General features: G+C 69.9%; 5 protein-coding genes and 8 pseudogenes. 9 read left to right on the top strand and 4 right to left on the bottom strand.

Annotated features, from left to right (window positions below):
* Positions 1-156 precede the first annotated feature (156 nt).
* The 3 genes and pseudogenes from FRZ33_RS07950 (at position 157) to FRZ33_RS07940 (ending at position 1,590) form a co-directional block, all read left to right on the top strand.
* Positions 157-703: pseudogene (locus FRZ33_RS07950) on the top strand (RNA polymerase sigma factor).
* A gap of 142 nt (positions 704-845) precedes the next feature.
* Positions 846-1,046 carry a hypothetical protein gene (locus tag FRZ33_RS07945; RefSeq protein WP_146908914.1) on the top strand — a complete coding sequence of 67 codons (201 nt, stop codon included), beginning with the start codon at positions 846-848 and terminating at the stop codon, positions 1,044-1,046.
* A 40-nt stretch (positions 1,047-1,086) separates the two neighbouring features.
* A complete protein-coding gene (locus FRZ33_RS07940) occupies positions 1,087-1,590 on the top strand; it encodes a DUF3106 domain-containing protein (protein WP_158637155.1) in 504 nt (167 codons plus the stop codon).
* 9 nt (positions 1,591-1,599) lie between these two features.
* On the opposite strand, the pseudogene FRZ33_RS07935 reads toward FRZ33_RS07940, so the two are convergent.
* Both FRZ33_RS07935 and FRZ33_RS07930 read right to left on the bottom strand, forming a co-directional pair.
* Positions 1,600-2,702 (bottom strand): annotated as a pseudogene (locus tag FRZ33_RS07935) (NAD(P) transhydrogenase subunit alpha).
* 64 nt (positions 2,703-2,766) lie between these two features.
* Positions 2,767-5,043 (bottom strand): DUF1631 family protein, encoded by a 2,277-nt coding sequence (locus tag FRZ33_RS07930; protein ID WP_146908911.1) that lies wholly within the window; start codon positions 5,041-5,043, stop codon positions 2,767-2,769.
* Positions 5,044-5,174: 131 nt separating this feature from the next.
* Between FRZ33_RS07930 and FRZ33_RS07925 the strand changes: the two are divergent.
* The 3 pseudogenes from FRZ33_RS07925 (at position 5,175) to FRZ33_RS07915 (ending at position 7,187) form a co-directional block, all read left to right on the top strand.
* Positions 5,175-5,740 (top strand): annotated as a pseudogene (locus FRZ33_RS07925) (nitroreductase family protein).
* Positions 5,728-6,619, top strand: a pseudogene (locus tag FRZ33_RS07920) (5'-3' exonuclease). The pseudogenes FRZ33_RS07925 and FRZ33_RS07920 overlap by 13 nt, the downstream one beginning before the upstream one ends.
* 32 nt (positions 6,620-6,651) lie before the next feature.
* A pseudogene (locus FRZ33_RS07915) lies at positions 6,652-7,187 on the top strand (NUDIX hydrolase).
* A gap of 16 nt (positions 7,188-7,203) precedes the next feature.
* Here the strand turns inward: FRZ33_RS07915 and pip are convergent.
* Positions 7,204-8,145 (bottom strand): annotated as a pseudogene (pip, locus tag FRZ33_RS07910) (prolyl aminopeptidase).
* Between the two features lie 227 nt (positions 8,146-8,372).
* Here pip and FRZ33_RS07905 point away from each other — a divergent pair.
* A pseudogene (locus tag FRZ33_RS07905) lies at positions 8,373-8,883 on the top strand (HNH endonuclease).
* A gap of 67 nt (positions 8,884-8,950) precedes the next feature.
* Here the strand turns inward: FRZ33_RS07905 and FRZ33_RS07900 are convergent.
* Positions 8,951-9,211: a hypothetical protein gene (locus FRZ33_RS07900; protein ID WP_146908909.1), complete on the bottom strand. Its 261-nt coding sequence runs from the start codon at positions 9,209-9,211 to the stop codon at positions 8,951-8,953.
* Between the two features lie 137 nt (positions 9,212-9,348).
* Between FRZ33_RS07900 and FRZ33_RS07895 the strand changes: the two genes are divergently transcribed.
* Positions 9,349-10,008 carry a hypothetical protein gene (locus FRZ33_RS07895; protein ID WP_146908907.1) on the top strand — a complete coding sequence of 220 codons (660 nt, stop codon included), beginning with the start codon at positions 9,349-9,351 and terminating at the stop codon, positions 10,006-10,008.
* 114 nt (positions 10,009-10,122) lie between these two features.
* Positions 10,123-12,026: pseudogene (gene dxs, locus FRZ33_RS07890) on the top strand (1-deoxy-D-xylulose-5-phosphate synthase).
* The last annotated feature ends 121 nt before the right edge of the window (positions 12,027-12,147 follow it).

Raw genomic sequence — 12,147 nt, 5'->3', positions numbered from 1 at the left:
CCTCCCCGCGCGGATGCGCGACCGGTTCCATCATAACCGCTGCTTAAATGCCGGCTAGGGGCGGTCGCCGGAAGCGGGCCACCGTGCGGAACCTGTCAACGCAGCCCCCGGGGATGCGTTATATAGCCCCATGGACGGCCAGACCCGCGCCCTGTGATGCCCTTCGACGCCGCCCCCGCCGCGCCGCCCGCCAGCCTGGACGAGTTCCTGGCCGCGGTGGAACGTCGTGCCTTCCGCATGGCCGAGCTGGCGCTGGGCCATCGCGAGGACGCGCTGGACGCAGTGCAGGAGGCGATGATCAGGCTCGTGGGCTACCGCGAACGGCCGGCGACGGAATGGGCACCGCTGTTCTGGAGCATCCTGCGCCGGCAGATCACCGACCGGCATCGCCGCAACAACGTGCGCCGCCGCGTTATGGGTTTATGGGCCGCGACGAGGACCAGCGCGAAGACCCGCTGGAGATGCTGCCCGACCCGGGCGAAGACCCGGCCCGCCGCCACGCCGACGGCGAAGCCTGGTCGGCCCCGGCCAGGCGCTGCGCAAACTGCCGCGGCGCCAGCGCGAGGCCTACCTGCTGCGCGAACTGCAGGGCCTGGATGTCGCCGAAACCGCCGCGGCGATGGGTTGTTCCGACGGTTCGGTGAAAACACACTTGTCGCGGGCGATGGCCGCCCTGCGCATCCAACTGGAGGACTGGCGATGACCAGCCACGATCCGACGCCCCAAGTCCGCGAGCTTTTCGACCGCGCCAGCGACCGCCTGGACCAGGGCATGGCCTTCCGGCTGCGGCGCGCGCGGCACGAAGCCCAGCAGCCCCGGCACGCGCCGCGCGCCGGTTCGGCCTGGTGCCCGCCGGTGCCTTCGCCGCCGCGGTGCTGGCCCTCGGCCTGGCCTGGTGGCTGCCGCAGCCGACGGCGGTACCGATGCCGTCCGACACTGACGAGCTTGCCGTCAACGCTGAACTCGATTCGCTGGTGATCGACGAAGATCCCGAGCTCTACGCCTGGCTGGCGGATGCACCGGTGGCGACGGGGCCGCGCCTGTGAACCTTCTCCCCGGCTGACCGCTGGCCTGCTGGTTTTGGCGATGGCGGTCCCGGCCCTCGCCGGCGAGCCACCCGACGATCCCGCAGCGCGTGGCGACGGCCCGCGCGAACACCGCATGCACCGCGAACACCGCGAACACGGCCCGACCCCGGTGCCCGCCGGCGTGACCGTGCCCACCTGGAGCCAGCTCAGCCCGGCGCAGCAAGAACAGCTGGCACCGATGGCCGAACACTGGGACACGATGCCGGCCTCGCGCCGCGTGCGTGCGCTCGAGCGCCTGGAGCGCAAGGCGCGCTGGGAAGCGATGACACCCGAAGAACGCGAACGCATCCGCGAGGGCGCACGCAATTTCCGCGACCTGCCGCCGGAGCTGAAGGAAAAGATGCGCATCAGCATGGCCACCATGCGCGGGCTGCCCGAGGACGAACGCAAGCGCCTGTTCGGCCTCTGGCGTGGCATGGACCCGGCGCAGCGCCGGGCCTGGCTGGAAACCGGCGGCCCGGGCATCTCGCCGCCGCCAGCCGCGCTGCCGCCGGAAGACTGAGCCGCGGCTTCAGGCCTTGCGTTCGCCGGCGTGCGCCAGGCACGTCTTGGCGATCAGCTCGTCGTCCCAATCCAGGTTCAACTGCCCCTCCTTGAGCGACAGTGCAAGGAAGTTGTAGACGTTGCGCGCGTACATTTCGCTGGCGTGCAGCGCACCCAGGCTGGCCAGATTCAGCGGACCGGACACCGTCACGCCGCCATCGGATTCGAAGGTTTCGCCCGGGCGCGTGAGTTCGCAGTTGCCGCCGGTTTCCGCCGCCAGGTCCACGATCACGCTGCCCGGCTTCATGCCCGCAACCATCGCCGCGGTGATGATCCTGGGCGCGGGACGGCCGGGCACGGCCGCCGTGGTGACGATCACATCCACGTTCTTCAGGTGCTCGGCGAGGCGACGCTGCTGCTCCGCGCTTTCCTCGGCGGTCAGCTGGCGCGCATAACCGCCCTCGCCCGCGGCGCTGACGCCGAGGTCGAGGAACTTGCCGCCCAGCGACTCGATCTGCTCGCGGGTTTCCGGGCGCACGTCGAAACCTTCGACCTGGGCGCCGAGCCGGCGCGCGGTGGCGATCGCCTGCAGGCCGGCCACGCCGGCGCCGACAATCAGCACCTTCGACGGGCGGATGGTGCCGGCGGCGGTGGTCAGCATTGGGAAATAACGCGGGGCCAACTGGGCGGCGATCAGCACCGCCTTGTAGCCGGCCATGCCGGCCTGCGAGCTCAGCACGTCCATGGCCTGGGCGCGGGTGGTGCGCGGCAGGCGTTCGAGAGAGAAGCCAGTGAGACTGCCCGCGACCAGCGCATCGACGCGACCGGCATCGGTGTGCGGGGCCAGCAGGCCGATCACCACGGCGCCCGGCTTGAGCTTCGCCAGGCGGTCGTTCGCCGGCGGCTGCACGCAGACCAGCACGTCGGCCTGGGCCAGGGCGGCATCGCCGTCGTCCACGAGTTCGGCGCCGGCGTAGGTGTCATCGCGGAAATGCGCGGGCAGGCCGGCGCCGCGCGCTGGATGACCAGGCGCGCGCCGAGGGCGGTGAGTTTCTTCGCGGTCTCGGGACTCAGGGCCACGCGGCGTTCGCCCGCGGCGGACTCACGGACCAGAACGATGTTCACCGCCATGCGCGCCACTCCCCGGAAAGGATGGCGTCGATGCTACCGGAAGCGCCGCCGGGGCGGCAGGGGATCAGCCGACTTCGTCGCGCAGCTTGCCCATGACCCGATGCAGGACCTGGTCGAACACGCCTTCCTGTTCGCGCACCAGCAGGTTGCCTTCCTGCTTCATCGCGGCCAGTTCCTCGACCGAGGCGACCAGTACGCGCACGCCGCGGCGGTTGACGAACATCAGGCGCGCCGAGATCGGGCTCACCCACGACAGCTTCACCGGATGGTGCTTGCCGTCTTCGCCGGCGATGTGGATCCAGGTGCCGATCTTGAGCTGGCGCATCAGCTCGACGTCTTCCTTATTGACGTCGAGTTCGGCCTTGCCGCCGACCACTTCCAGGCGCGGCTTGAGGTCGGCCAGCACGGCGGCCGCGGCGGCGGCCGGGTTGCGGCGCTCCGGCAGCGGGACGACGTTTTCGGGCTGCGGTGCCGGCACGGACACCGGCGGCGGGGTCTGGCCGCGGGCCAGCAGGTCCAGGCTTTCGCCCAGGCTGCGCATCATGTCGTGCGCGGCCTCGCCGATGATGCCGGAGCTGGCCAGCACGTTTTCGATCGGCTCACGCAGGGCCTGCAGGGCCGGGCCGGCCGGCTTGGCGGTTTCGCCCTCGCGCGGCAGCAGCGCCAGCAGGCGGTCGGCCACCGACAGCGCCGACTGCCAGGACCCGCTTTCCGGGCCCTCGCGCAGGGCGATCATGGACAGGTGGTGGGTCCAGCAGCGGCTGAGGAAATCTTCCATCGCCGGCGTCGGCTTCAGCCCCTGGGTGCGCTGCTCCAGCTCCTTGGAAGCCAGGTCGCGCGCCTGTTCCAGCCGCTCCTGGCCACGCTGGGCCTCGGCGGCACGGCGCTCGGCCAGTTCGACACGGCGGCGGTGCTGGTCCAGGAACGAACGCAGCTCCTGCTCCAGGGTCTCGAAAATGGCGATGTCTTCGTTGAACTCGGCGATCAGGCGATCCACCGTGTTCTCGGCCTTCTGCAGCAGCTCCCGCTCCTGCGGGCCCTCGCCGCGGTTGCCTTCGACGGCTTCGGCCAGCGAGTTCAGCAGGCGGCGCGCCGGGTGGGTCTTGTAGAGGAACAGGCGGCGATCCATCACCGCGGCCTTCACGAACGGCACCACCAGGCGGGAGATCAGCGTACGGGCGCCATGTTCGAAGTCGCGCTCGTCGAACATCACGTCGAACAGCATGCCGACCAGGTCCACCGCGTCTTCGTCGTCCTGGCTCATGCTGACCTGCTCGGGCGGCAGGCCGATGCGGCTGGCGCCGCGCAGCAGTTCGTTCTTGAGCAGGGCCGCCAGCGACGCATCCGGACTGTCGAGCGCTTCGGAGACCGCCGACGGAACGTTGTTGTTCTGCATCAGCGACAGCACCGACATCATTTCTTCGGCCACCATCGGCCGCTGTCCGCCGTAGCCGGTCTGGCGGCCACCGCCGCCGTGCGCCTGGGGCGACTGTCCGGGGCGCCAGGCATGCAGCATCTGCAGCAGCGCTTCGAACACGGCGCGATCTTCGGTGCTGGGCGCCTGCGCGCCGGCCGGTGCGTAGTCGGACGCTGCCGGGGCATAACCGTCGGTCGTGCGCGGCGCCACCATGTCGTTCTGGGCTGCCGGTTGCCCGGCCGGCGTGGGCGCCGGCTTCGGCACCACATTGACCGGGCTGAACCCGGCCGCGGCCAAGCGGCCGTTGAGGTCCACCAGCAGTTCGCGCAGGTCGTGGATCAGCTCGCGCTCGTAGTACTTGAACAGCACCATGCGCACGTCGGCGGGTACGTCCAGGTCGCCATGTGCGGCACCGATGGCATTGGCGAGGCTGTGCGCGCTGAGCGGGTTATGGGCCGCCTCGAGCTGCGGAACGCCGAGCATGCGCGCCAGGCGACCGGACAGTTCGTCGAGCATGCCGCCGTGGATGCGCATGATCGCTTCGGCGGTCAGGTTGGTCGCCAGCTGCTCTTCGAGTTCGCTTTCGTCCAGCAGGGTCAGTTCGACACTGGCCTCGGCATCGCCGGGCATCGCCGGCATCGCGCGCCGGTCCATCTGTTCGAAGCCCTTGTCCAACTGCTCGCGGAAGCCTCGTTCGATCGGGGCCCGGGAATTCCGCAGCGCCCGCATGGCGTGCAGATAGGGCGAGCCGGTGGGCGCACCGTCCTTCTTGGCCAGGTCGAACAGCCAGTCGTCGGCCCGTGCGAACACCCGCGCCAGCACCGCCTGCAGATGTTCCGTGCTGCGGCGACGCATGGCCGCGATCAGATCCCGGGTGACGGCACCGGGGCGGCGATCGCTGGAGGGGGTGTTGGATTCGTTCATGGGCCTCTGCACGTCCGGGGGACTACGCGCGATGGGGGCAGTTTCCTAGACTCTGCCACAACGTTCTGTGACTTCCTTCCCAGAATCCGAGGAGCGGGGACCGGGCAGGGCCGAGTGGTAATCTTGCGCCCATGAATGCCCTTGATGCGCTGCGCCGACGCCGCTCGGTGCCCTCCCGGCTGCTCGGCGAACCGGGCCCCGACCCCCGGCAGCTCCGGGCCATGCTGTCCGAGGCGGTCCGCGTTCCCGACCACGGCAAACTCGCCCCCTGGCGTTTTCTCTGCATCCGGGGCCCCGCCCGGCAGGTGCTGGGCGACCTGCTGGCCGCCCGGTCGCTGGAACGCGACCCGGCCGCCGCGCCCGCCGCGGTGGAAAAGGACCGCCTCCGCTTCTCCCTCGCCCCCTCGTGGTCGTGGTCATCGCCCGCCTCACCCCCGGCCACAAGGTGCCCGAGCAGGAACAGCTGCTGTCCGGCGGCGCCGTCTGCTTCGCCCTGCTCCAGGCCGCCCAGGCCCTGGGCTTCGGCGCCCAGTGGCTGACCGGCTGGGCCGCCTACGACCCGGTGGTCACCGCCCGCCTGGGCCTGGGCCCGGACGAAAAGGTCCTGGGCTTCATCCACATCGGCACGGCCTCCGAGGACGCGCCGGAGCGGCAGCGCCCGGATCCGGACGAACTGCTGGGCGACTGGGTCCCGTGAACGGCCCGGTCCATCTGGTCGACGCCAGCCTCTATGTCTTCCGGGCCTGGCACTCGATGCCGCCGGAATTCGAGGACCGCGAAGGCTGGCCGGTCAATGCCGTGCACGGCTTCGCCCGCTTTCTTCTGGAACTGCTCGAACGCCAGAAGCCGGCGCGCATCGCCATCGCCTTCGACGAGTCGCTGGACTCCAACTTCCGCAATGCGCTCTACCCCGCCTACAAGGCCAACCGCGACGCGGCGCCGGAAGAGCTCAAGCGCCAGTTCGCGCACTGCCAGCGCCTGTGCCGCGCGCTCGGCCTGCCGGTGCTGGCCGACGGCCACTACGAAGCCGACGACCTGATCGGCAGCGTGCTGGGCCAGGTGCGCCGCGCCGGCCACGCCGGCCTGATCATCTCGGCCGACAAGGACCTGTCGCAGTTGCTCGACACCGACGACGAACAGTGGGACTACGCCCGCAATGAACGCTGGCGCGCCGACGGCGTGAAGGCCCGCTACGGCGTGCACGCACACCAGATCGCCGACTACCCAGGGGCTCACCGGCGACGCCATCGACAACATCCCCGGCGTGCCCGGCATCGGCGCCAAGACCGCCGCCACCCTGCTCGGCCACTTCGGCAGCCTGGACGCGATCTACGAACGCCTGGGCGAAGTGCCCTTCCTGCGCCTGCGCGGCAGCGCCCAGCACGCCGCCCGCCTGGCCGAACACCGCGAGATCGCCATGCTCTCGCGCCGCCTGGCCACCATCGACGTCAACGCGCCGCTGCCGGCCGACCTCGGCACCGCCGAACGCCGCGCGTCGGACACAGCGGGCCTGGAAATGCTGTGCGAACAGCTGCGATTCGGCCCGATGACACGCCGGCGCCTGCTCAGCGCCTGACGCCCGTCATGCCGGCGCGCTAGGATCGGCGCATGGACGACATCCCCGAGATCATGTGCGAAGGCAAATACCTGCGGCTGGTCCGGCGCGGCCACTGGGAGTACGCCGAACGCACCAATGCCGGCAGCGCGGTGATCGTCATCGCCGTCACCCCGAAGACAAACTGGTGTTCGTCGAACAGTTCCGCGTGCCGATGGACGCCAACTCCATCGAGATGCCCGCCGGCCTGGTCGGCGACACCGATGCCAACGACACGCTGGAAGACGCCGCCCGCCGCGAACTGCTGGAAGAAACCGGCTGGCTCGCGTCCGACGTGAAGGTGCTGATGGTCGGCCCGACCAGCTCGGGCATGAGCAACGAAGTCATCGCCTTCGTGCGCGCCCGCGGCCTGACCCGCGTGCATGCCGGCGGCGGCGACGAAACCGAGAACATCACCGTGCACGAAGTCCCGGTCGCCGACGCCCCGCGCTGGCTGGCCGCGAAGATGGCCGAGGGTTACGCGATGGACGCGAAACTGTGGGCCGGCCTGTGGCTCATCAACCGCGACCCGGATGGGTCTCCGGCCTAGGGCTGCGCCAGGAAGTTCAGCGGAACGAATCCGTCGCGCGGACCAGGATGTCGGTCAGCTCCGGCTCGAACGCCGAATGCCCCGACAGCGGCGCGATCTCCAGCTTCGATTCCGGCCAGGCCTTGTGCAGGTCCCAGGCGTTGCGCACCGGGCAGACCACGTCGTAACGCCCGTGCGCGATCACCCCGGAATGCCCTTCAGCCGGTGCGCATCCCGCAGCAACTGGTCGTCGGCATCGAAGAACCCGCCGTTGACGAAATAATGGCACTCGATGCGCGCGAAACTGAGCGCGAAATGCGGATCCTCGTGGCTGTTGATGAACGCCTCGTCCTGCCGCAGGAAACTCGTGCTGGCTTCCCACACCGACCACGCCCGCGCCGCCGCCAGCCGCGTCGCTTCGTCGGACGAGGTCAGCCGCCGGTGGTAGGCGCTCATCAGGTCGTGCCGTTCCACCGGCGGGATCGGCTCCAGGTATTTTTCCCAGGCGTCGGGGAACAGCCGCGAACACCCCTCCTGGTAGAACCACTCCAGCTCCCAGCGCCGCAGCATGAAGATGCCGCGCAGCACCAGTTCGGTAACCTGACCCGGATGCGCCTGCGCATACGCCAGCGCCAGCGTCGAACCCCAGCTGCCGCCGAACACCTGCCAGCGCGCGACGCCCAGGTGCCGGCGCAGCTTTCTCGATGTCGGCCACCAGGTCCCAGGTGGTGTTGTCCACCAGGTCCGCGTGCGGCGTCGAACGGCCGCTGCCGCGCTGGTCGAACAGCACGATGCGGTAACGCGATGGATCGTGGAAACGGCGCATCCTGGCGCCGCAACCCGCACCCGGCCCACCGTGCAGCAGCACCACCGGCTTGCCTTCGGGATTGCCGCACTGCTCGTAATAAAGCGTGTGCCGACCGTCCACCACCAGGGTGCCGGAGTCATAGGGTTCGAGTTCGGGATACAGGCCGCGCATGTCGGGTCTCGGGCGAAAGGGCTGGCCCGATTCTAGCCCGCCCGTCCGCGAAGGCTTGAACTGTCATGCGCAAAGCGTATGCTCGGGCCAATCATGGGCAGTCCGCCGACGCATCTGAGTCTGGTGGGTACCGGGACACAACACCCCCGGTCGGGCCCACTGCTCCCCGCGAAACGGCAATCCCCCGCGTGCTTTCCCTCGACGCCCACGGCCGCATCCTCGACTGGATGCAGTGGCAGGATGCCGTCTGCCTCTATGCCCGTGGCGCCGTCGCCTGGACCCTGGGCGATCCCTGCCTGACCGTGCACGGTGGCACCAACCGCTTCAGCGGCCTGCAGAGCGTGATCGAACTGCACCCGATCGTCGCCGCACGCGGCCATGCCCACGCCAAGGCCCTGAACCCGTCGCCGGCGTTGACCAACACCGCGCTGTTCGCCCGCGACGCCAACCTCTGCCTGTACTGCGGCAACGAATACAGCCGCAGCGCCCTGACCCGCGACCACGTCATGCCGTCTCCAAGGGCGGCCGCGACGTGTGGGAAAACGTCGTCTGCGCCTGCTTCATGTGCAATTCCCGCAAGGGCGGCCGCACCCGCAGCAGGCCGGCATGCCGCTGCTGGCCGTGCCCTACCGGCCCAGTTGGGTCGAACACCTGATCCTCTCCAACCGCCACATCCTGGCCGACCAGATGGCCTTCCTGAAAAGCCACCTGCCCAAACGGCCCCGCAGGCCCACCTGACGGCATTTGACGGGACCCGGCCCGGCGGCCGACACTGCCGGCCTTCACGTCGCCCTTGGCGCCGTGATCAGGGGGAATACAGGTAATGACCAAACAAAGCATCTGTTTCGCCGGCCTCTCCCGTGAGGAAGAAGCCGAGGTCGTGGCACATTTCAAACAGGCCAACGCCCGGGTGGGCAACCACTGGCTGCTGACGCCGGAAACCGAGGCGTCGGTGCTGGTGATCGACATGGACTCGATGTACGGCCAGATGAGCCTGATGAAGGCCATCGGCACCGGCAAGGTCCTGGTGGCGCTGACCGCCAGCGGCCGCGCCGAAACCGACCATGTGCTGCAGCGCCCGGTGACCGCCGATGCGCTGGTGGCGCTGTTCGAGCAGATCGCCGCCGGTACGCCCGCTCCGGTCGCGCCCCCGGCACCGGAGCCCGTGGCCGCCGCGCCGGAACCTGCCCCGGACCGGAACCCGTGGTCGCCGCGGCGCCTGCTGCTCCAGTGGCGGAAACGCCCGCGCCCGCCGCAGCGCGCGTCACCTCGGAACAACCTGCCTTCACGCCGCCGGCCCGCCAGGCCGAACCGCGCCTGGTCGACTACCTGCGTCCGGGCGCCCTGCCCGGTCCGGTGCGGCTGCAGCTTCCGGGGGCTCCCGACCTGGTGCTCGATCCGGCCACGCAGACCTACTATTCGGGCGCCGCGCTCAAGCCGCTGCTGCCTTACGCCAACGCCATCATCCAGGACGCGGACCTGGTGCCCGTCGATCCGGCCCAGCTTCCGGCCCTGACCACCCAGCTCGGCGGCAGCCAGCCCCAGGCCCGCCTGGCCTGGCTCTGCGCGCTGGGCGGCGGCAATGGCGCGCTCGCTCCGGGTTACGGTCCGAACGACAAGTACAAGCTGCTCAAGTGGCCGCAGACCGAACGCGAGTTCCCGAAGCACTTCCGCATCGCCACGGTGATGATGAAGGGCCCGGCCAACCTGACCGAGATCGCCGACCAGAGCGGCGTCAGCCTGGCCGAGGTGATCGACTTCGTGAACGCCTCGCTGATGGTCGGCGTGGCCGAGCCCGACGGGACCGTGCCCGCTGCGGCCGATGCCGGCAAGGGCGGCCTGCTGGGACGCTTCCGGCGCTGAGTTTCCGGCGCCCGCCGCCGGAAACGGCGGGCGTCGCTTCAGCCGCGGGCAAGACTCGCCTTGCCCCCGGGGACAGGGTGCCGGACAATTTGCGCCAGCCCCCACGCCAGATCCCTGATGGACTCCCAGCGCTATCCGCGCCTCTCCCGCATCACCGTTCCCGCTGACCTGCGCCAGTTCCCGGAAGCCGAACTGCCGGCCATCGCCGATGAACTGCGCGCCTGCCTCATCGAAAAGGTCAGCCAGTCGGGTGGCCATTTCGGCGCCGGCCTGGGCGTGATCGAGCTGACCGTCGCCCTGCACCACGTCTTCGAGACCCCGGTCGACCGCCTGGTCTGGGACGTCGGCCATCAGTGCTACCCGCACAAGATCCTGACCGGCCGCCGCGACTCCATCCACACGGTGAAGCAGAAGGACGGCGTGGCGCCCTTCCCCAAGCGCGAAGAGAGCGAATACGACACCTTCGGCGTCGGCCACAGTTCGACCTCGATCTCGGCGGCGCTGGGCATGGCGATCGCGCTGCAGGCCCAGGGCGACCCGCGCAAGGTCGTCGCCGTGATCGGCGACGGCGCGATGACCGCCGGCATGGCCTTCGAGGCGCTCAACCACGCCGGCGGCATGGACCCTGAGCCCGACCTGCTGGTGGTGCTCAACGACAACCGGATGTCCATTTCCGAAAACGTCGGCGGCCTGACCCGCATGCTCGGCCGCCTGTCCGGCAGCCGCACGCTCAACGCGATCCGCGAGAGCGGCAAGAAGCTGTTCGGCGACAAGAAGCGCCCGACCGCGCGTTTCATGCGCCGCTGGGAGGAACACTGGAAGGGCATGTTCGTGCCGTCCACGCTGTTCGAGGAAATGGGCTTCCATTACACCGGACCGATCGACGGCCACGACGTGCCGGCGCTGGTGGCCACGCTCAAGACGCTCAAGGGCCTGAAGGGTCCGCAGCTGCTGCACGTGATCACCACCAAGGGCAAGGGTTACGAGCGCGCCGAGGGCGACCAGATCGAGTACCACGCGGTCGGCCCGTTCGACCCGACCGTGGGCATCGTCAAGAAGGCCGGCCCGGCCAAACCGACCTACACCCAGGTGTTCGGCGACTGGCTGTGCGACATGGCCGCAGCCGACGACAAACTGCTGGCGATCACGCCGGCGATGCGCGAAGGCTCGGGCCTGGTGCGCTACAGCAAGGAATACCCGGCGCGTTATTTCGACGTCGCCATCGCCGAACAGCACGCGGTGACGCTGGCCGCCGGCATGGCCGTGGAAGGCGCCAAGCCCGTGGTCGCGATCTATTCGAGTTTCCTGCAGCGCGGCTACGACCAGCTGATCCACGACGTGGCCCTGCAGGACCTGGACGTGCTGTTCGCGGTCGACCGCGGCGGCGTGGTCGGCCCCGACGGCGCCACCCACGCCGGCAGCTTCGACCTCAGTTTCCTGCGCTGCGTGCCGAACATGGTAGTGATGGCGCCGGCGGACGAGAACGAATGCCGGCAGATGCTCAGCACCGGCTTCCACTACCGCGGTCCGGCCGCCGTGCGTTATCCGCGCGGCAGCGGCCCGGGCGTGGCCGTGCAGCCGGCGCTGGACACGCTGCCGCTCGGCAAGGCCGAACTGCGGCATCGCGGCGCGCGCCTGGCCCTGCTCGCCTTCGGTGCGCTGGTGCCGGCGGCGGAGACGGTCGGCCGCGAACTCGGCCTGACCGTGGTCAACATGCGCTTCGTCAAACCGCTCGACCGCGCGCTGCTTCTGGACCTGGCGAAGACCCACGAAGGCTTCGTCACGCTCGAGGACAACGTGGTGATGGGCGGCGCCGGCAGCGGCGTGGCCGAACTGCTGGCGGCCGAGAACATCACGCTGCCGGTGCAGCACCTCGGCCTGCCCGACGCCTACCATAACATGCCAGCCGCGAACAGCTGCTGGCCGAAGCGGGCCTGGATGCCGACGGCATCCGCCGGGCCCTGCGGCAACGCTGGCCGGGCCTGGCCGGTGATCCGCCGCGGGCCGTGACGGCCTGACGTCGGACGGTGTGAAGACGACGGCCACCGGCGCGCGCCGCGTGGCCGGATCCGCTGCCGCGATGCGATAAGCCCCATGCCCGCGCTTCCCGCGCTCACGTGCGCGGGGCTTTGTTAGAGT

Source organism: Arenimonas daejeonensis, assembly GCF_007993735.1.
Taxonomy (GTDB): Bacteria; Pseudomonadota; Gammaproteobacteria; order Xanthomonadales; family Xanthomonadaceae; genus Arenimonas; species Arenimonas daejeonensis.
Note: the sequence above shows the minus strand (reverse complement) of the source record. Positions and strands in the feature narration are given on the sequence as shown.

Coding starts and splice junctions, on each gene's coding strand:
- FRZ33_RS07940 (WP_158637155.1), top strand. CDS start 1,087: ATGGCGGTCCCGGCCCTCGCCGGCGAGCCACCCGACGATCCCGCAGCG.
- FRZ33_RS07930 (WP_146908911.1), bottom strand. CDS start 5,043: ATGAACGAATCCAACACCCCCTCCAGCGATCGCCGCCCCGGTGCCGTC.
- FRZ33_RS07900 (WP_146908909.1), bottom strand. CDS start 9,211: ATGGTCGGTTTCGGCGCGGCCGCTGGCGGTCAGCGCCACCAGGACCTT.